General features: G+C 72.6%; 21 protein-coding genes and 1 tRNA gene. 7 read left to right on the forward strand and 15 right to left on the reverse strand.

Annotated features, from left to right (window positions below; all coding sequences use genetic code 11):
- Positions 1 to 2 precede the first annotated feature (2 nt).
- The 4 genes from VIU94_RS21865 to VIU94_RS21880 all read right to left on the reverse strand — a co-directional run bounded on the left by VIU94_RS21865 (position 3) and on the right by VIU94_RS21880 (position 1,630).
- Positions 3 to 87: transfer RNA gene (locus VIU94_RS21865), tRNA-Ser, on the reverse strand.
- Positions 88 to 166: 79 nt separating this feature from the next.
- On the reverse strand, positions 167 to 595 hold the full coding sequence (tadA, locus tag VIU94_RS21870; protein WP_414720984.1) for a tRNA adenosine(34) deaminase TadA: 429 nt from the start codon (positions 593 to 595) through the stop codon (positions 167 to 169).
- Between the two features lie 143 nt (positions 596 to 738).
- Positions 739 to 1,272, reverse strand: a complete 534-nt coding sequence (locus VIU94_RS21875; RefSeq protein WP_331913546.1) for a tRNA adenosine deaminase-associated protein — start codon at positions 1,270 to 1,272, stop codon at positions 739 to 741.
- A gap of 178 nt (positions 1,273 to 1,450) precedes the next feature.
- Entirely contained in the window at positions 1,451 to 1,630 is a 180-nt protein-coding gene (locus tag VIU94_RS21880; RefSeq protein ID WP_331913547.1) for a hypothetical protein, read from the reverse strand.
- Between the two features lie 88 nt (positions 1,631 to 1,718).
- On the opposite strand from VIU94_RS21880, the gene upp reads away from it, so the two are divergent.
- Positions 1,719 to 2,354 (forward strand): uracil phosphoribosyltransferase, encoded by a 636-nt coding sequence (gene upp, locus VIU94_RS21885; protein ID WP_331913548.1) that lies wholly within the window; start codon positions 1,719 to 1,721, stop codon positions 2,352 to 2,354.
- Positions 2,355 to 2,408: 54 nt separating this feature from the next.
- On the opposite strand, the gene VIU94_RS21890 is transcribed toward upp, so the two are convergent.
- Both VIU94_RS21890 and VIU94_RS21895 read right to left on the reverse strand, forming a co-directional pair.
- Positions 2,409 to 3,050, reverse strand: a complete 642-nt coding sequence (locus tag VIU94_RS21890) for a LytR C-terminal domain-containing protein (protein WP_331913549.1) — start codon at positions 3,048 to 3,050, stop codon at positions 2,409 to 2,411.
- A gap of 105 nt (positions 3,051 to 3,155) precedes the next feature.
- Positions 3,156 to 3,452: a type II toxin-antitoxin system VapB family antitoxin gene (locus tag VIU94_RS21895; protein ID WP_331913550.1), complete on the reverse strand. Its 297-nt coding sequence runs from the start codon at positions 3,450 to 3,452 to the stop codon at positions 3,156 to 3,158.
- 97 nt (positions 3,453 to 3,549) lie between these two features.
- Here VIU94_RS21895 and VIU94_RS21900 point away from each other — a divergent pair, with 97 nt between their 5' ends.
- Positions 3,550 to 5,118, forward strand: a complete 1,569-nt coding sequence (locus tag VIU94_RS21900; RefSeq protein ID WP_331913551.1) for a helicase HerA-like domain-containing protein — start codon at positions 3,550 to 3,552, stop codon at positions 5,116 to 5,118.
- A gap of 46 nt (positions 5,119 to 5,164) precedes the next feature.
- Here the strand turns inward: VIU94_RS21900 and VIU94_RS21905 are convergent, their stop codons facing one another.
- The 5 genes from VIU94_RS21905 to VIU94_RS21925 all read right to left on the reverse strand — a co-directional run bounded on the left by VIU94_RS21905 (position 5,165) and on the right by VIU94_RS21925 (position 9,756).
- Positions 5,165 to 6,715: a M28 family metallopeptidase gene (locus VIU94_RS21905; protein ID WP_331913552.1), complete on the reverse strand. Its 1,551-nt coding sequence runs from the start codon at positions 6,713 to 6,715 to the stop codon at positions 5,165 to 5,167.
- A 115-nt stretch (positions 6,716 to 6,830) separates the two neighbouring features.
- Positions 6,831 to 7,424 (reverse strand): HhH-GPD-type base excision DNA repair protein, encoded by a 594-nt coding sequence (locus tag VIU94_RS21910; protein WP_331913553.1) that lies wholly within the window; start codon positions 7,422 to 7,424, stop codon positions 6,831 to 6,833.
- Positions 7,425 to 7,465: 41 nt separating this feature from the next.
- Positions 7,466 to 8,416, reverse strand: a complete 951-nt coding sequence (pip, locus tag VIU94_RS21915) for a prolyl aminopeptidase (protein ID WP_331913554.1) — start codon at positions 8,414 to 8,416, stop codon at positions 7,466 to 7,468.
- A gap of 10 nt (positions 8,417 to 8,426) precedes the next feature.
- Positions 8,427 to 9,008: an RBBP9/YdeN family alpha/beta hydrolase gene (locus tag VIU94_RS21920; protein ID WP_331913555.1), complete on the reverse strand. Its 582-nt coding sequence runs from the start codon at positions 9,006 to 9,008 to the stop codon at positions 8,427 to 8,429.
- A gap of 70 nt (positions 9,009 to 9,078) precedes the next feature.
- On the reverse strand, positions 9,079 to 9,756 hold the full coding sequence (locus VIU94_RS21925) for a TetR/AcrR family transcriptional regulator (RefSeq protein WP_331913556.1): 678 nt from the start codon (positions 9,754 to 9,756) through the stop codon (positions 9,079 to 9,081).
- A 176-nt stretch (positions 9,757 to 9,932) separates the two neighbouring features.
- Here VIU94_RS21925 and wrbA point away from each other — a divergent pair, with 176 nt between their 5' ends.
- Entirely contained in the window at positions 9,933 to 10,544 is a 612-nt protein-coding gene (gene wrbA / locus VIU94_RS21930; protein WP_331913557.1) for an NAD(P)H:quinone oxidoreductase, read from the forward strand.
- 61 nt (positions 10,545 to 10,605) lie between these two features.
- On the opposite strand, the gene VIU94_RS21935 is transcribed toward wrbA, so the two are convergent.
- Complete coding sequence (locus tag VIU94_RS21935) at positions 10,606 to 11,262, reverse strand: TetR/AcrR family transcriptional regulator (protein WP_331913558.1); 657 nt, start codon at positions 11,260 to 11,262, stop codon at positions 10,606 to 10,608.
- Positions 11,263 to 11,326: 64 nt separating this feature from the next.
- Here VIU94_RS21935 and VIU94_RS21940 point away from each other — a divergent pair, with 64 nt between their 5' ends.
- Positions 11,327 to 12,757 (forward strand): MFS transporter, encoded by a 1,431-nt coding sequence (locus VIU94_RS21940; protein WP_331913559.1) that lies wholly within the window; start codon positions 11,327 to 11,329, stop codon positions 12,755 to 12,757.
- A gap of 9 nt (positions 12,758 to 12,766) precedes the next feature.
- Here the strand turns inward: VIU94_RS21940 and VIU94_RS21945 are convergent, their stop codons facing one another.
- The 3 genes from VIU94_RS21945 to VIU94_RS21955 form a co-directional block, all read right to left on the reverse strand.
- Positions 12,767 to 13,180, reverse strand: a complete 414-nt coding sequence (locus VIU94_RS21945) for a YciI family protein (protein ID WP_331913560.1) — start codon at positions 13,178 to 13,180, stop codon at positions 12,767 to 12,769.
- Between the two features lie 134 nt (positions 13,181 to 13,314).
- Positions 13,315 to 14,376 carry an aldo/keto reductase gene (locus VIU94_RS21950; RefSeq protein WP_331913566.1) on the reverse strand — a complete coding sequence of 354 codons (1,062 nt, stop codon included), beginning with the start codon at positions 14,374 to 14,376 and terminating at the stop codon, positions 13,315 to 13,317.
- 110 nt (positions 14,377 to 14,486) lie between these two features.
- The gene (locus VIU94_RS21955; RefSeq protein ID WP_331913561.1) at positions 14,487 to 15,482 is read right to left on the reverse strand and encodes an ArsR/SmtB family transcription factor; all 996 of its coding nucleotides are present in this window, start codon (positions 15,480 to 15,482) and stop codon (positions 14,487 to 14,489) included.
- 90 nt (positions 15,483 to 15,572) lie between these two features.
- On the opposite strand from VIU94_RS21955, the gene VIU94_RS21960 reads away from it, so the two are divergent.
- The 3 genes from VIU94_RS21960 to VIU94_RS21970 form a co-directional block, all read left to right on the forward strand.
- Positions 15,573 to 16,796, forward strand: coding sequence for an MFS transporter (locus VIU94_RS21960; protein WP_331913562.1), 1,224 nt, complete (start codon positions 15,573 to 15,575; stop codon positions 16,794 to 16,796).
- A gap of 120 nt (positions 16,797 to 16,916) precedes the next feature.
- Positions 16,917 to 17,735, forward strand: a complete 819-nt coding sequence (locus tag VIU94_RS21965; protein ID WP_331913563.1) for an alpha/beta fold hydrolase — start codon at positions 16,917 to 16,919, stop codon at positions 17,733 to 17,735.
- Positions 17,736 to 17,915: 180 nt separating this feature from the next.
- Positions 17,916 to 18,638 (forward strand): hypothetical protein (locus tag VIU94_RS21970; protein ID WP_331913564.1); only part of this gene is annotated, 723 nt, incomplete at its 3' end.

The following is an 18,638-nucleotide window of genomic DNA, read 5'->3' on the forward strand; positions in this document are numbered from 1 at the left end:
AGCGGTAGCGGAGGGATTTGAACCCTCGGTGACTTGCGCCACACTCGCTTTCGAGGCGAGCTCCTTCGGCCGCTCGGACACGCTACCGAGAGAGAGCTTAGCCCAAAGGTGCCCCCGCGATGAAATCCGTATCCCCCGGCAGGTCGGGGGCGGGTGCGCGGGCCGGTCAGCGGTCGCGGAAGAAGGCCGTCAGCTGCGCCGAGCACTCCTGCGCGAGCACGCCCAGGATCACCTCGGGGCGGTGGTTCAGCCGGCGGTCGCGTACGAGATCCCAGAGCGAGCCGGCCGCGCCCGCCTTCTCGTCCACGGCGCCGAACACGACCCGGTCGACCCGCGCCTGCACCAGCGCGCCCGCGCACATCACGCAGGGCTCCAGGGTGACGACGAGGGTGCAGCCGGTCAGCCGCCACTCCCCGAGGCGTTCGGCGGCCCGGCGCAGGGCGAGGACCTCCGCGTGCGCGGTGGGGTCGTGGGTCGCCTCGCGCTCGTTGTGGCCGGTGGCCAGGACCGCTCCGTCGGGGCCGAGCAGGACCGCGCCGACCGGCACGTCGCCCGCCCGTGCGGCCTCGTCGGCCGCGGCGAGCGCGAGGCGCATCGCGGGCTTCCAGGGGTCGCGTACGGGGTCTCGTGCGGGATCGAGGGCGGAGCCGGGCGCATCGGCAAGGCGATCGGGCACATCGGGAACGCGGTCGGGACCGGCGGCGGCCGGTCCCGACTCGGGTGGTACGGGGTGGGTCACTAGCGAACGGTCTCCAGAACCTCCGCGGCGCCCAGGGCGTCCGCGATCTCCGCCAGCGCGTCGGTCTCCAGCGTCAGCAGGCTGCTCTCCGACAGGCCCAGGTCGGCCAGGATCAGCCGGTCGCCGACCGGAGCGGCGGGCACGGCGTCGGCGGTCGTGCCCGGGTCGTCCTTCTCCTCCTCCAGCTCCAGGGGTTCTCCGTCCTCCGTGCCGTCGAGGTCCAGCGCGTCCAGCTCGTCGGCGTCGTCGTCCCCGTCCTTGCCCAGGAGCTCCTTGGTCAGGATCTCCCCGTAGGAGGAGCGAGCTGCGGCGGCCGCGTCCGAGACGAAGATGCGAGGGTCGTCCTCGCCCTCGATCCGGACGATGCCGAACCACGCGTCCTCCTGCTCGATGTAGACGACCACCGTGTCCTCGTCGACCGACGCCTCGCGGGCGAGCTCGGCCAGGTCGGACAGGGTCTCCACGTCGTCGAGTTCCGTGTCGCTCGCTTCCCACCCGTCTTCGGTGCGCGCGAGCAGTGCGGCGAAGTACACCGTGACTCTCCCACTGATCAGAGGTGTGTCTGTCCGGCGGTGCGCATCGTCGCCCCGCCCAATCGGCATCGTGGCAGAAAGAGCGGCTTGAGGAGAGGTCTTCGGCTCTTGCGTCGTGCATCAGTCTGAGGTCCGGACGCCCCGACGGATCCGTGCAGTGGATCTACGAGCAGCGGATCTACCAGCGGAACGTGCGCATGCGCATGGCCTGGCGCATCCGGGCCGCTCGGGCGCGCCGGGGCTGGACGCGCTCGCGCAGCGCCTTCGCCTCGTTCAGCTCGCGCAGGAACTGGGCGCGGCGGCGCCGGCGCTCGGCGTCGGTCTCGCGCGGCTCCTCGTGCGCTTGCTGTTCCGGCATGGCCCACCACCCCACGGACTGGATTTCCGTGTACGTCCACCTTCCCTCCAGGGCGTGGGTCGACGCCAGTGCGGGCTACTGTTGACGCATGCGTCTCCACGTCGTCGATCACCCGCTGGTCGCCCACAAGCTCACCACGCTGCGCGACAAGCGCACCGACTCCCCGACCTTCCGCCGGCTGGCCGACGAGCTGGTCACCCTGCTCGCCTACGAGGCCACCAGGGACGTGCGGACCGAGCAGGTCGACATCGAGACCCCCGTCACGCCGACGACCGGCGTGAAGCTGTCGTACCCCCGGCCGCTGGTGGTCCCGATCCTGCGCGCCGGCCTCGGCATGCTCGACGGCATGGTGCGGCTGCTGCCGACCGCCGAGGTGGGCTTCCTGGGCATGATCCGCAACGAGGAGACGCTGGAGGCGTCGACCTACGCGACGCGGATGCCGGAGGACCTCTCGGGCCGCCAGGTGTACGTCCTGGACCCGATGCTGGCCACCGGCGGCACGCTGGTCGCCGCGATCCAGGAGCTCATCAAGCGCGGCGCGGACGACGTGACCGCGGTCGTGCTGCTCGCCGCCCCGGAGGGCGTCGAGCTGATGGAGCGCGAGCTGGCGGGCACGCCGGTGACGGTCGTGACGGCCTCGGTCGACGAGCGGCTCAACGAGAACGGCTACATCGTGCCGGGCCTCGGCGACGCGGGCGACCGCATGTACGGGTCGGTCGACTAGGGACTGTCCGGACGGGTTGTACGGAAGGCCGGTCCCCGTGGGGGCCGGCCTTTTTCAGCACTTGCGCGCGGGCGCGGGCTTCTTGGGCGCGGTCAGCGCGACCAGAGCCGCGTCCGCCGTCGTCTTGGGGTCCAGGGTCTTGAAGGCCGTGCCGATGATCAGGTCCACGTCGGCCGTGGTCCGGCCGTCCATCTTCGTCGTCGCGACCTTGAGCTGGGCGCCCAGGACCGGGAACGCGCCCTTGGCGGCCGCCGGGGAGCCGAGCAGGATCGCGGCGCCCGGGACCTTCTTGTCGTACGCGGCCGGGGCGTTGCCGACCTTGCCGATGACGAAGCCGCGCTTCTTGAGCTCGTCGGCCGTCGTCTTGGCGAGGCCGCCGCGAGGGGTCGCGTTGTAGACGTTCACCGTGATCTGCGCCGGCTTGGGCAGCCCGGCGGCGGCCGCGGGCGTGGCGCTGGGCTTGGCGACGGGTTTGCAGTCGGCGGCGCGGGAGGCCGCGGTCTTCGTTTCGTCGTCGCGTCCGGAGAAGACGTCGACCAGCTGCATCGTCCCCCACCCGGCCGCGCTGAGCACGACCACGGCGGCGAGTGACGCGAGCGCGATCCTGCGGCGGCGGCGGGGGCGCCGCATGCGCGGGTAAGTGTTGCCCGTGATGCGGTACTTTCCGCCCATACCGGGGGGAGTGAGCATGCTCATGGGCGCAGCGTAATGCGACCCGCCGGTGTTGCCTACTTGATGATCATGTGATCGCGTCCGGATGGGCCGCAAGAGACCCCGAAAGGGTCAGCTCCGTGGAGCGGTTCAGTCCATTTCCAGCACGCGGGCGTGCAGCACCTGGCGCTGCTGGAGCGCGGCGCGCACGGCGCGGTGCAGTCCGTCCTCGAGGTAGAGGTCACCGCGCCACTTCACGACGTGCGCGAAGAGGTCGCCGTAGAAGGTCGAGTCCTCGGCGAGCAGCGTCTCCAGGTCCAGCTGGCCCTTGGTGGTCACGAGCTGATCGAGGCGGACCGGGCGCGGCGCGACGTCCGCCCACTGCCGGGTGCTTTCCCGGCCGTGGTCGGGATACGGCTTCCCGGTACCGATGCGCTTGAAGATCACACGGAGAGCCTACCGGGCGACCGGTCCCCGGCGCAGCCACGCGGACGCGGTGCGATGCTGGGTCAAAGTGCCGCAAACCCGGAATTGGGGTCCCCCGATGAGCGTGAGCGACCAGCCGCCGACCACCGCGGAAGGGGCCTTGCAGGGGCCCGCCGCTGACATCGCCGCCGGGTACGCGTTCCGGGGCGACGCACTCGATCTGGGGGCGCTGCTGTGGGACGGGGGCTGTCACCCGGGCGGGCGGATCCGGATCCCCCTCGGTGTGCTCAACCGGCACGGGCTCGTCGCCGGCGCGACCGGCACGGGCAAGACGAAGACGCTCCAGCTGATCGCCGAACAGCTGTCCGCGCACGGTGTGCCGGTCTTCCTGGCGGACGTGAAGGGCGACCTGTCGGGCCTGTCCGCGCCCGGGCAGGACGGCGAGAAGGTCCGGGAGCGAGCGGCGCAGGTCGGGCAGGAGTGGGCGGCGACGGGCTTCCCCTGCGCGTTCTACGGGCTCGGCGGCACCGGCCCCGGCGTCCCGGTGCGGGCGACGGTGACGAGCTTCGGGCCGGTGCTGCTGTCGAAGGTGCTGCAGCTGAACCAGACGCAGGAGCAGTCGCTCGGCCTGATCTTCCACTACGCGGACCAGAAGGGTCTGGAGCTGGTGGACCTGAAGGACCTGCGGGCGGTGGCGGCCTTCCTGGTGTCGGACGAGGGCAAGCCGGAGCTGAAGGGGATCGGCGGGCTTTCGACGGCGACGGCGGGGGTGATCCTGCGCTCGCTCACGGCGTTCGAGCAGCAGGGCGCGAGCGGGTTCTTCGGGGAGCCGGAGTTCGACACCGCGGAGCTGCTGCGGACGGCGGCGGACGGGCGCGGGGTGGTGTCCGTCATGGAGCTGCCGGCGGTGCAGGACAAGCCGCAGCTGTTCTCGACGTTCCTGATGTGGATGCTGGCGGACCTGTTCCACGACCTGCCGGAGGTCGGGGACCTGGACAAGCCGAAGCTGGTCTTCTTCTTCGACGAGGCGCATCTGCTGTTCAGCGGGGCGTCGAAGGCGTTCCTGGAGTCGATCACGCAGACGGTGCGGCTGATCCGCTCCAAGGGCGTCGGGGTGTTCTTCGTGACGCAGACCCCGAAGGACGTGCCGGGGGACGTGCTGGCACAGCTGGGCAACCGGGTGCAGCACGCGCTGCGGGCGTTCACGCCGGACGACGCGAAGGCGCTGAAGGCGACGGTGCGGACGTTCCCGAACTCGGCGTACGACCTGGAGGAGATCCTGACCGGCCTGGGGACGGGCGAGGCGGTGGTGACGGTGCTGAGCGAGACGGGCGCGCCGACACCGGTGGCGGCGACCCGGCTGCGGGCCCCCGAGTCGCTGATGGGCCCGATCGAGGCGGCCGCGCTGGACGCTGCGGTGAAGGGCTCGGAGCTGTACGGGCGGTACGCGCAGGCGGTGGACCGGGAGTCGGCGTACGAGCGGCTGTCGGCGCAGGAGGCGCCGACCCGTACGACGCCGGAGCCGGCTCCGGAAGCGGCCCCTGAGGACGTCGAGGACGACGACGAGTCGCTGGTGCAACAGGTGGTGGGCAGCGGGATGTTCAAGTCGCTGGCCCGGTCGGTCGGCACGCAGCTGGGCCGGGAGATCAGCCGCTCGCTCTTCGGCACGTCGAGGAGAAGGCGGTAGGGGCCGGGGGAGGACCCCCGACCCCTACCGTGAAAGCGGGCCGGTGTTACTCGGTGACCTCGTGGTGGCCGTCGTGCAGGCCGCCGCCGTTGGCGCCGCCGTCCGTCGGGGTGGAGACGACGGGACGCTTCAGGGAGCTGATGTCGTGGGCGTAGGTGCCCACGGCGTTGGCGATGACGTCGATGTTGGCGTCGAACGCCGTCATGTTGATGTTGGAGATGTCGTCGCCCTTGGCGTGGTAGTTCACGTCGTACGCGACACCCGCCTGGCCGCCGAACTTCTCCGCCTGGGCCGCCGTCTTGATGCCCTCGGCGCCGGTGAAGGTGCCGCCGGAGGGGATGCCGACCTCGATGAACGGGCCGTAGTCGGAGCGGCCGGTGAAGTCGGTGCCCTCGTGCGGGACGCCGCGCTTGTCCATGAAGTCGGTGATGTCGCGCTCGAGTTGGGCCGAGCCCGCCGGGCCGGGGCCCGCGCCGACGGCGTCGGAGTCGTCGCCGTCGTACACGAACAGGCCGTAGTTCGGCGAGGCGATCATGTCGAAGTTGAGGTAGAGCTTGACTTCCTTCTTGTCCAGCTCGCTCATGTTCGTGACGTAGTGCTCGGAGCCGAGGAGGCCGTTCTCCTCCGCCGACCACCAGGCGAAGCGGACCTTGTTGCGGACCTTCGCCTTGGACTCGGCCAGTTCGAGCGCGGTCTGGAGCAGACCGGCCGAGCCGGAGCCGTTGTCGTTGATGCCCGGGCCGGCGGTCACCGAGTCGAGGTGGGAGCCGAGCATCACGGTGTCAGCCGCGTTGCCGCCCTTGGTCTCGGCGATGACGTTGTTGGTGGTGCGCTTCTCCTGGAGCTGACGGATCTCGAAGGAGACGTTCACCGGGCCGCCCGCGAGGTCGGCGGCGAGCTTCTCGCCGTCGGCCTGGGTGACGCCGCCGGTCGGGATCTTGCCGGCCGCCGGGTCGCCGAGCGTGCCGGACAGCGCGCCGGCGGTGTTGTTGTAGATGATCGCGCCCGCGGCGCCGGCCGCGGCGGCGTTCTCCTGCTTGGCGGCGAAGGTGCAGCCGCCGCGCTTGATCAGCGCGATCTTGCCGGTGAACGTGCCGGAGGCGAAGTCGCCCGGCTCGCAGCCGGTGGTGGCGTCGACCGGGACGGCCGCCAGGTCGGCCTTCAGGCCGCCGACCGGCGTCGACTTGGTGTACGTCATGGCCTTGATCTCGACGTCGCGCGGTGCGGGCGACACGACGGAGAGCTTCTCGGCCTGCGTCTCGGTGTACTGGAACTCGAACTTCTGGTACGAGACGGTGTAGCCGGCCTTCTTGAGCTGCGTGTACACGTACGCGGCGGACGCGTCGTGGCCGAGCGAGCCGGCGGCGCGGTGGCCGCCGGACGAGTCGGCTATCGCCTGGAGAGCCTGCAGGTGCTTGTAGGCGCCTGCCGCAGAGGTCTCGCGGACCAGCTTCTTCGCCAGCTTCGCGGCGTCCCGGGCGGGCGCGGCCGCGGGGTCCGAGGTGGCGGTGGCGGGAGAGGCGGTGGCCAGCAGGAGCGGGGTCGCGAGTGCGGCGGCGGCCAGGGTGGCCGCGGCTCTGCGATGGGATGCGTTCACAGAGGTCCTTCCCGGTACGGACGAGGTTGAAGGGAAGTTAGCGATCTCCGGGGCATTCTGTGAACAGATCGGGCGCAATTCATGCCACATTTAGCAGGATTGACATCCGGAATCTTCAATTCCCGGAGGCTTTCGCGGCTTTTGCCGCGCGCTTCGCCTCTTGCTTGAACTCCCGCACCTTCGACAGGGACTCGGGCCCGGTGATGTCCGCGGCCGAGCGGTAGCAGTCGGCCTCGCCGTACGGTCCGGCGGCCTCGCGCCAGCCGGTCGGGCGCACGCCGTACTGCTTGCCGAGCAGCGCCAGGAAGATCTGCGCCTTCTGCGCCCCGAAACCGGGCAGCGCCTTCAGCCGGTCGAGCAGCTCCTTGCCGGTCTTCGCGTCCGACCAGACGGCCGCCGCGTCGCCGCCGTACTCGTCGACCAGGAACCGGCACAGCTGCTGGATCCGCTTGGCCATCGAGCCGGGGTAGCGGTGCACGGCCGGCTTCTCGGAGAGCAGCGTGGCGAAGGCCTCGGGGTCGTACGCGGCGATCTGCCCGGCGTCCAGGTCGTCGCCGCCGAGACGCTGGGTGATCGTGTACGGGCCGGAGAACGCCCACTCCATGGGGACCTGCTGGTCGAGCAGCATGCCGACCAGGGCGGCGAGCGGGGAGCGGCCGAGCAGCTCGTCGGCCTCCGGCTGCTGGGCGAGGTGGATCTCGGTGGTCATGCTTCGATGATCCCGCTCCACCGGGCCCACCGCATGGCCGGTCACCCTTCCGCGAAGCCGGCCAGGGCCTTCAGGACGAGAGCGCGGGTCTCGCCGCCGCCGAGGTGTCCCGCGGACTCGACGACGTGCAGCTCGGCGTCGGGCCAGGCGCGGGACAGCTCCCAGGCGGTGATCAGGGGGCCGCCCATGTCCTGGCGGCCGTGGATCAGAACGCCGGGGATTCCGGCGAGCCGGTGCGCGTCGCGCAGCAGCGCGCCCTCGTCGAGCCAGGCCCCGTGGGCGAAGTAGTGCGAGCAGAGCCGGACGGTGGCGAGCCGTGCGGAGTCGACCCGGTCGGAGTACGGGGTCCCCTGCCCCTCCCCCGAGAGGACGGCGTCCTCCCAGGCGCACCAGTCGGCGGCTGCCTTCTGCCGTACGGCGGGGTCGGGGTCGTTCATCCGCCGGGCGTACGCGGCGATGAGCTCGGCGGGCGCCACGCCGTCATCGGCGCCCACACCCTCCCGGAAGCGCCGGTGCGCCTCCGGGAAGAACGCGCCCACGCCCCCGTACAGCCAGGCGGTCTCCGAGCGCCGGGTCATGGTCACGGCCGCGATGACGATCTCGGAGACGCGGGCCGGGTGCGTCTCGGCGTACGCCAGGATCAGGGTGGAGCCCCAGGAGCCGCCGTACAGCAGCCAGCGGTCGATCCCGAGGTGCGCGCGCAGCCGCTCCATGTCCGCGACCAGGTGCGCGGTGGTGTTCACGGACAGGTCGGCGGCCGGGTCGCTCGCGTGCGGGAGGGAGCGGCCGCAGCCGCGCTGGTCGAACTGCACGATCCGGTACAGCGCGGGGTCGAAGAGCCGCCGGGCATGGGGGGACGCCCCGGACCCCGGCCCGCCGTGCACGACGACCGCGGGCTTGCCGTCCGGGTTGCCGGAGACCTCCCAGTGGATCCGGTTGCCGTCGCCCACATCGAGCAGGCCCTGCGCGTACGGTTCGGTCTCCGGGAACATCCGCCCGACGCTACCGGCAGCCGCCCACCCGGGTCTCGGGGTTTTCGCACCAATCCAGCACCGAGGCCCACGCCCCGTACCCGAAGGCGGGGTTGAGGTGCCCGCCGCCCGGCACGTGGTCCATGTCGAGGCCGAGCGGGATCCCGTAGTGCACGTCGGCGCCCTCGGGGCAGTACGGGTCCCCGTCCCCGTACACGAGCCGGGCCGGGGCCTCGGGCCGTACGGCGTCGAGGTCGAGCCCCTCGCCGAAGGCGGCGATCTCCGGGACGGACGCGGTCACCGGCGGCGACGGCGGGGCCACGAGCAGCACCCGGTCGGCATCGACCGTCGCGGCCGCCCGAAGCCACAGCAGTACCGACAGGCTGTGCGCGAGCACGACGAACTCGCCCTCCTCCGGCCGTGCGCCGTGCTCCTCCAATGCGTCGAGCCAGTCCGCGAGCACCGGCGCGTCCGGCTCCGGCAGCTGCGGGTACCGCACCGCGTGCCCGCGCTCCCGCAACTGGCCGGCGAGCCAGTGCTGCCAGTGCCCCTCGGGCCGGTGGTTCTCGAATCCGTGCAGGATCAGGAAGGTCTTCGGCGGGGTGGTCGTCATGGCGCGATCGTGCGCCGGACGGACCGCCGGGGTCCAGCGGCTGTTCACGGAGTGGACGGTCTGGAGCCGCTCATCCCCGCAGGTTCAGCAGCGCGTTGAGCCCGGCCTTGATCTCGGTGGCGGACAACTCCCTTTCCGCCGACAGGTGGTGCATCAGGCTGGGGGAGAACGGGGCGAGCAGCAGATGGGCGAGGAGCGGGCCGTTGGCCTCGGGGCGGAGGCGGGCGAGAAGCATCGCGAGGTGGGCGTGCATGGCGAGGTAGGCGCCGGAGGTGTAGCGGGCCGACGGGGCGGCGGACTGTGCTGCCAGCAGGATCTCGCGCTGCTCGATGACCCGGTCGACGAGGGCGTCGAGGAAGGCGTGCAGGCGCTCGTCGGCGGGGACGCCGGGGCCGAGCGGCGGCGGGCCCGCCATGTACGCCTCCTGGAACTGGCGCTCCCGGTCGTCGAGGAGCGCCCACAGGAGCTGGGAGACGTCGCCGAAGCGGCGGTAGACCGTCCCTACGCCTATGCCGCTGGCGTGCGCGACGGCGTTCATGGTCACGGCCTCGGGGCCCTGCTCGGCGACGATCCGGGCGGCCGCGTCGAGAATCTTGCGGCGGTTGCGGGCGGCGTCGGCGCGCTCGGGGGCGGGGCGGTCCGTGGTGGGGAGCAGCGGTATTGCCTGGAGGCCGAGTCCGACGGCGGGGCCGGGGCTCGGGGCCGGCTTGGGGCCGAGGCCGTTGTCCTGGGGTACGTGCGCGCTCATCCGGTGGTCCCGCCCTTTCGTCTGTGCCCCCTTGTCGTCTCCGTCGAGTCGAGCATATCGGGAGCGGTATCCGGTTCCTTCGAGGTTCCCCTTGCGAAGTGGAAGACTATCCGCTTAAGCTCGGCGTCATTGAAGCGGAAACAAATCCGGTTGAGCGGTCTCTGGAGGGCCTGATCATGTCCGTCAAGGTTGCAGTCGTCTACTACTCGGCCACGGGGAACGTCCACCAGCTGGCCCAGGCCGTCGCCGAGGGCGCCGAGAAGGCCGGCGCCGAGGTCCGCCTCCGCCGCGTGCCCGAGCTCGCCCCCGACGCGGCGATCGACGGGAACCCCGCCTGGCGCGCCCACGTGGACGCCACCCACGACGAGGTCGAGGTCGCGACCCTCGACGACCTGGAGTGGGCGGACGCGTACGCCTTCGGCTCGCCGACCCGCTACGGCAACGTCTCCGCGCAGCTGAAGCAGTACATCGACACCACCGGCGGCCTGTGGCAGCGCGGCGTCTTCGCGGACAAGCCCGCGACGGCCTTCACCAGCGCCCACAACCTGCACGGCGGCAACGAGTCCACGCTGCTCGCGCTCTACAACACCTTCCACCACTGGGGCTCGGTCATCGTCTCGCCCGGCTTCACCGACCCGGCCGTCTACGCCGCCGGCGGCAACCCGTACGGCACCGCGCACGCGGGCGCCAACGGTGAGCCGGAGGAGAACGTGCTCGAGGCCGCCCGCTACCAGGGCGCGCGTCTGACGAAGATCGCGAAGCGGCTGAAGGGCCTCGCGGTCGACTGACGCCGATTCTTGGGCCGAGGGCCGGGACTCCGTACGGCGGAGCCCCGGCCCTCGGTGCGTTTTACGGCGCGTACCGGCGCAGGAACATCTCCACCCCGTCCGCGAGCAGCCGCTCGGCGAGGTCGTCGGAGAGCTCCGTGCCGTGCTGCTCGAAGACCATCTGCGGGAAGACCAGCAGCGAGTACAGCTGCAGGACCGCGACCTCCAGGTCGGGGATCGCGAGGCGGCCCCGGTCCGCGAGGGCGCCCAGTGCTTCGGCGACGGCCGGGTGGTGCCCTGTCGGGCCGTGCTCGCGCCAGGCGCGGCCCAGCTCGGGGAAGCGGTGGAGCTCGGTGGCGACGAGGGTGCGCAGCGCGCGGCCCTCGTCGTCGGTGCGTACGGCCCGGATCCAGGCGCGGCCGGCGTCGGTGAGGGCGGCCTTGAGCTCCGCCGGCCCCTCGGCTTCGGCGAGCCGCGCGAGATCCGGCCCTTCGGGGTCCCCGCCGGCGGCGAGGGGCTCGTCGAGGGCGCCGGCGACGACGGCGGTGAACAGGGCTTCCTTGCTGCCGAAGTGGTTGTAGACGGTCACCTTGGAGACGCCCGCCTCGGCTGCGATCGCGTCCATGCCGACGCCGAAGCCCTCGCGGAGGAAGAGCGTGCGGGCGGCCCGCACGATGTCCTGCCGCTTGCGGGCGGCGCGGGCTCCGGTGGGGGCGGGCTTGGCGGACTGGGCGCTCATGAGCGGACCCTACCAATCCAACTGAACTCTTGAGTACATCTGAACTGAACAGTACAGTTCAATTATGACGCACGCCCACACCCACACCCACGCCCCTTCGCCACCGGTCTCCGCCGACCCACGCCGCTGGACGGCCCTCGCCCTCATCTGCACGGCCCAGTTCATGCTGATCCTGGACGTGACCGTGGTGAACGTCGCGCTGCCGAGCATGGCGGCCGACCTCGACCTCGCCCGCTCCACACTGACGTGGGTCGTCACCGCGTACACCCTCTGCTTCGGCGGTCTGATGCTGCTCGGCGGCCGGCTCGCGGACGGGATCGGCGCCCGCCGCACACTGCTCGCCGGGCTCGGGCTCTTCACGGTCGCGTCCCTGGCCTGCGGCCTGGCCCCGGATGCGCCGACGCTGCTGGCCGGGCGGATCGCGCAGGGCGTCGGCGCCGCGCTGCTCTCACCGGCCGCGCTCTCCCTCGTCACGACGGGCTTCCACGGCGCGGAGCGCAACAAGGCGCTCGGCGTCTGGGCCGCGATCGGCGGGTCGGGTTCCGCGGCGGGCGTCCTCCTCGGCGGCGCGCTGACGGCCGGCCCGGGCTGGCAGTGGGTCTTCTACGTCAACGTGCCCGTCGGCGTCGCCCTGCTCGCCGCGCTCCCGGCGGTGGTCCCGGCGCGCGCCCCGCAGCGGCCGCGCGGCCTCGACGTCCCCGGCGCGCTCCTGGTCACGGCCGCGACCGGCGCGCTCGTCTACGGCCTGGTGCGCGCCGGCGACGCGGGCTGGACGTCGGCCTCCACGCTGCTGCCGCTGCTCGGCTCGCTCGTGCTGTACGGGATCTTCGCCGCCGTCGAACGGGCGAGCCGCGCCCCGTTGATGGACCTGCGGATGTTCACCCGGCGGCCGGTGGTCGCGGGCTCGTTCCTGATGCTGGTCGCGACGGCGCTGCTGATCTCGTTCTTCTTCCTCGGCTCCGTGCAGCTCCAGCACCTGTACGGCTTCGACGCCCTGCGCACCGGCCTGGTCTTCCTGCCGGTCGCGGTCACCACGGGGGTCGGCGCCCACCTGGGCGCCCGGCTCGTCGGCGTCCTGGGCAGCAGGATCTGCGCGGCGGGCGGCCTGACGCTCACCGCCCTCGGCTGCGCCCCGCTGCCCTTCCTGACGGCGGACTCCAACCCGTGGGCCACCCTGCTCCCGGCCCTCGCGGTCGCCGCCCTCGGCCTCGGCGCGGTCTTCGTCACCGCCACCGCCACGGCCCTCGGCATGATCGACCCCCACGAGGCGGGCCTCGCCTCGGGCATCGTCAACACCTTCCACGAGGTGGGCGGCTCGATCGGCGTCGCGGTCGTCTCCACGATCGCCGCGACGAGCATCACCACCGGCACCCTCGCGGGCTACCGCACCGCCTTCACCGCCTGCGCCCTGGCCGCAGCCGCAGCCGCCCTCCTCACCCCCCTCCTGGTCCCCCCGGGCAGACCCCGCACGACGGGCGGCCCGCACGTGCACTGAGAGCGGCTTTCACTTCCCCGGACCGACCTCGTCGATCGGGCGGATCACCACCGGGTAGTCCTTCGTGCCCGCCGGTACCGGGCATTCGGTGATGCGGGCGGCGATCTCGGTGACGCGGTCGAGGCTGGCGCAGTCGAGGATCCAGTAGCCGGCGAGGAGCTGTTCGGCGCGGTCGTACGGGTCGTCCCGGACGATCGGGGGGCCGGCGGGGTTCGCCGTGACGAAGCGGGTGCGGGCGGGCTCGGTGAGGCCCTGGCCGTCCAGCATCTCGCCGTTCGCGGTCAGCTCGCCGTTGAGCTTGTCCATGAACACGATCATCCTGTGCACGTCGTCCATGCTCCAGGCCGGGGCCCCCGCGGAGCCCTGGCCCTTCATGGCGTCGTAGTCCGCCTGCGAGCCCTGCACCATCACCATGTACTTCACGACGTCGCTCCCTCGGGGGTCGGCGGGTCGGTCCCGTCCGTCAGTCCCCTCCAGGGGACGCGGTGCCGCGCCGGAATGCGCGGCAGCGCGCCCGCGACGCCCCGATTCCACCCGTGGGGAGCACGGGCCGGGCGCTATGCCGGGTCCGCCGCCGCGCGGTCCGCGACCGGGCGGCGGCGGGCCGCCGGATCCGTCAGGGAGCGGGGCCGCCAGACGCCGTCCGGCTGGTACAGGTTCGTGCCCGGCGGGACGATCTCGTCGATCCGGTCGAGCACCGCGTCGTCCAGCACCAGCGGCGCGCCCTTCAGCAGCCCGGCGAGCTGCTCCTCCGTCCGAGGGCCGATGATCACCGAGGTCACCGCCGGGTGCGACGCGGCGAACGCGATCGCCAGCTGGGGCAGCGTGCAGCCGACCTCGTCCGCGAGCGCGACCAGCTGCTCGACCGCGTCGAGCTTCGCCGCGGTCGTCGGCGACTCCGGGTCGAACCGGGCCGGCATCAGCGCCGGCCGCCCGCTCGTCATGTCGATCGGGCTGCCCTTCCGGTGCCGCCCGGTCAGGAACCCGGACGCCAGCGGGCTCCACGTCAGCACGCCCATCCCGTACCGCCGGGCCACCGGCAGCACCGACGTCTCGGCCCCGCGCGCCAGGATCGAGTACGGCGGCTGCTCGGTCCGCGGCCGCTGCAGCCCGCGCCGCTCGGCGACCGCGTGCGCCTCGACGATCTCCTCGGCCGGGAAGGTCGAGCAGCCGAATGCGCGGATCTTGCCCTGCGTCACCAGGTCGCCGAGCACGCCCAGCGTCTCCTCGATGTCCGTGCGGTGGTCGGACCGGTGGACCTGGTACAGGTCGATCCAGTCGGTGCCGAGCCGGCGCAGGCTGTCCTCCACCGCGCGGACGATCCAACGCCGGGAGTTCCCGCTCCGGTTGGGGCCCTCGCCCATCGGGAAGTGCACCTTCGTGGCGAGCACGACGTCGTCGCGCCGCCCGCCGCCCAGCGCCTTGCCGACGATCTCCTCGGACTCGCCCGCGGAGTACATGTCGGCGGTGTCGACGAAGTTGACGCCCTGGTCGAGCGCCGCGTGCACGACACGGGCGCAGGCCTCGTGGTCGGGGTTGCCGATGAAGCCGAACATCATCGTGCCGAGGCAGTACGTGCTCACCTCGATGCCGGTGCCGCCGAGGACGCGGTAGCGCATGGCCGAACTCCCTTGCTGGGTACGGTTCTCGGCCATGACATGGCCGTACGGCTGTTTCTCGCCGCACCTTAGAAGTTGGAGCGCACTCCAAGGCAACCCCGCCAGGAGGTTTACGCTCCCTGCGCCGTCAGAAGGGCGTCCGCCACCGCCGTCCGCGCGTACAGCACCGACCGGCCCGCCCGGTGCGCGGTGACCAGGCCCGCGTCGCGCAGCGCGGTCAGATGCTGGGAGACCCCGGCGGCCGAGAGCCCGGAATGGCGGGCCAGCTGGGTGGTGGAGGCCGGGGTGTCGAGCTCGGTCAGGAGCAGCGTTCGGGACCGGCCGATCACGGCGGCGACCGCGTCCGACGCGGCGACGCCCCGCGGCTCCCACAGCGTCCCGACTCCCCGTGCCGGGTAGGCGAGTTGCGGCGGCTCGGGCGGTACGGAGCGAGTGAGCACCCGGGGCCAGGCGAAGGCGGACGGGATCAGCAGCAGCCCGGACCCGGCCCGGTCGCGGGTCAGCGCGCAGTGGCGGCGCACGAGACGCAGGCTGCCGTCGTCCCAACGCACCGTCTCGTGCAGCTCGTTGAGGACATGCGCGGCGCCGTGCTCGGCGACCTGTCGCGCCCGGTGGAAGACGTCCGCCTCCAGGAGGTCGCGGACCCGGGCCCAGTACGGCGCGAGCGCCAGCTCCCAGTAGCTCCTGATCTCCGCGGCGATCTTCTCGAGCGCGGCCTCCGGCGCCTCGCGCAGCACCCGGAGCCGGGGGCTGGGGCGGCTGTCGGACTTGCCGCCCAGAATGTCGAGCTCGATGTGGACCCGCTCGGGCGCCGTCCGGCAGATCGCGTCGAGCTCGGCGTCGAGGGTGGGGAACGGGGTGGCGGGGGTCGGATTCAGGAAGTCGGCGAGATAGCTGCTGCCCGGGATCAGCTCGGCCAGCCAGCCCCGGTCGAGCCCGGCCTCGACGAGCCGGGGCCGTACCTGCGCGGCCCAGCGCTGGTGCAGCCCGGGTTCGACGTCCGCGCGCCGCAGCACGCCGAAGCTGGTGACGACCTCCCACATGGGGGAGACCGCGAACCGGGTCTGCGCCAAGTCGGCCGCGGAGAAGCTGAGTTCTGATTCCATGGACGCGCCCCACCTTCTGGTACCCCTGTTGGATTCGGTCTGAGCTTAATCATTGGGCGGGGGTAGGGGAACGGGCGCAGGCTTCGCCGCATGTTCTCCACCTTCCGCGGACTGCCGCGCACCGTCTGGACCGTCTTCGCCGGCGCGGTCGTCAACCGCATCGGCTTCATGGTCACGCCGTTCCTGGTCTTCTTCCTCGCCGAGCGGAACGTCACGGGCTCCGACGTCGGCTACGTCCTCGGCGCCCTGGGCGCGGGCAACCTCATCGGCCCGGCGGTCGGCGGGCTCCTCGCCGACCGCGTCGGCCGGCGTCCGACCATGCTGATCGGCCTGCTCGGCTCGGCGGCCGCGGTGGGCGCGCTGTTCGCCGCTCCCGGCATGTGGACGATGGCGGCCGCCGCGCTGCTGGTCAGCGCGACCGGCACGATGGTCGCCCCCGCCGCGTACGCGCTGATGGCGGACTCGGTAGGCGCGGAGCGCAGGCAGCAGGCGTACGCCCTGTTCGGCTGGGGCATCAACATCGGCACAGCGGTCGCGGGCGTCCTCGGCGGGTTCCTCGCGGCGCACGGGTACTGGCTGCTGTTCGCCGTCGACGCCGGGACGATGCTGCTCTACGCGACGATCGTCGCGACCCGGCTGACGGAGACCCGCCCGGAGGCTCCGTCAGCGCAGAAGCAGGCGGACGGGGTCGGGTACGGGGTCGTCCTCCGCGACCGCCTGCTCCTCATCCTCCTCCCCCTCTTCGGCGTCCAGCTCTTCGTCTACTCCCTGACCGAGGTCGCCCTGCCGCTCGCGATCCACGACAGCGGCCTCTCCCCGGCCGTGTACGGGACGATGGCGGCGATCAACGCGATCGTGGTGGTCGCCCTCCAGCCCTTCGCCTCCGCCCGCCTCGCCCGTCTGCCGCAGCTGCCGGTGCAGGCCGCGGGCAGCATGCTGATCGCCCTCGGCGTCGCGCTGACCGGCCTCGCGGACGGCGTCGCCGGGTACGCGGTCTCGGTGGCCGTCTGGTCCCTGGGCGAGGTCGTGGTGGCGGGCATCGCGGCCGCCATCGTCTCCAACCTGGCCCCGGCGCACGCCCGCGGCCGCTACCAGGGGGCGTTCAGCTGGACGTGGGGCGTGGCCCGGTTCGCCGCACTGACGCTGGGCGTCGGCGTCTACACCTCGCTGGGCGCGGCCACGCTGTGGTGGAGCGCCCTCACCGCGGGCCTGCTGACGGCGGCGGGGACGCTGGCGCTGCGCGGCAGGGTGGCGCGTCGTACGGCCCAGCCCTCGTCCGAGCCCGAGCCCGAGACAGAGGCGGTCGCGGTGTGATCCTCCCGTGCCATTCGGCCGCATCCGACGGGTCGTCGGATGCGGCCGTCGCGTTTCCGGGCGACGCTGCGAGATGAGCCGCCCCGACCCGCCCCGACCCGTCCGACGAGGAGTGACCGTATGCCCCAGATGGTGCGCGCCAACGGCGTCGACCTCGCGTACGAGACCGTCGGCGCGGGCGAACCGCTCGTCCTCGTCCACGGCTCGTGGAACGACCACAACAGCTGGCGGCCCGCGATCGACGCCGACATCAGGGCGTCGTTCACCGCCGTCGCGTACGACCGCAGGGGCCACGGCGACAGCGGGACGGAGCCCGGCCAGGGCACCCGCACCCAGGACGAGGACGACCTCGCCGCGCTGATCGAGGCGCTCGGCCACGCCCCGGCGCACGTCGCCGCCAACTCCTTCGGCGCGTCGATCGCCCTCGGTCTGGCCGCCCGCCGGCCCGAGCTCTTCCGCTCGCTCACGGTCCACGAGCCCCCGCTGGTCGGGGTGGTGGCCGACGACGCCGCGTCCATGGCGGAGCTGCAGCCGACGTTGATGTCCATGGACGCCGCCGTGGACCACCTCCGCCACGGCGAGGACGAGGCGGCCGCCCGCATCTTCGTCGAGGAGGTCGCCCTCGGCCCGGGCGAGTGGGAGAAGCTGCCGGACGCGCTGCGCGCCACGTTCGTACGGCACGGGCAGACGTTCCTGGACGAGCAGCAGGACGCCCGCTGGGCGGAGCTCGACCTGCGCCCCCTGGCCCGCCTCGACGCCCCGGTCCTGCTGAGCGGCGGCACGGAGAGCCCGGCCTGGTTCTCGACCGTCCTGGACCGGCTGGCAGCGGCCCTGCCCCGGGCGCGCCGGCAGACGATCGAGGGCGCGGCCCACATCCCGCACATCACGCATGCGCGGGAGTACGTCGCGAGGCTGACCGCGTTCGTACGGGACGCGTGAGCGGCACTTCCTCGCCCGACTTCTCGATCTTCCCCCCGATCATTCTTCGGATCTTGTGAGACGGCCACCCTTCCGGGGGAGGAGGCAACGTTTCACCTGCGTCGATGCGCATTCGCCCGAGCGCCGGCGGGCAGCCTGGGCGCTGTCCGGACGGAGCGGCCGACCAGGGGGAGACGAAGCGTGCGACCGGCGGTCCTGGCGATGCTGATGCTCGCGCTGACGGCTTCGGGAGGCTGCGCGGCGCCGACGGAGGAACGCGCGGCGCCCGCCCCCTCGACGCTCACGTGGTCGGACCAGCAGTCCCTGACCCGGGCCGAACAGCGACTGATCTCCGACTGCCTGGCCGAGCGGGGCTTCCGGTACGAGATCCGGGTCCCGCAGGAGCCGCCGCCGCGCCGTTTCCCGTATGTCGTCGACGACGTCGCCTGGGCGCGGGCGCACGGCTTCGGCCGCGACGAGGAGCGCCGGATCGCCGCGCTGAAGGCGGCCGACCCCAACGAACGCTACTTCCGCGGCCTGCCGCCCCGGCGGCAGAAGGCCGCGCTGGCGGCCCTGAACGGCGCCCGCCCGGTCGGCCTCTCGGCGCGGATGCCGGGCGGCGGCGTGGTGGCGGCGAGCGACCAGGGGTGTACGGCGCGGGCGCAGCGCCGCCTGTACGGCGACCTGCGGGGCTGGTTCGAGGCCCGGCTGACGGTGGCGAACCTGACGCCGCTGTACGTGCCGAAGGTGCGCGCGGACCCGGGGTTCCGCCGGTCGGTGACGGCGTGGGCGGCGTGCATGACGGGCCGCGGACACCGGTACGCGAACCCCGACGCGCTGCGCGCGGCGCTGCCGGGTGTGCGGACCCGGGTGGCCGAGACCGAGCTGGTCGTCGCGGAGACCGAGTGCGCGGCCGACTCCGGC

This window comes from Streptomyces sp. (assembly GCF_036566765.1).
Classification (GTDB): domain Bacteria; phylum Actinomycetota; class Actinomycetes; order Streptomycetales; family Streptomycetaceae; genus Streptomyces.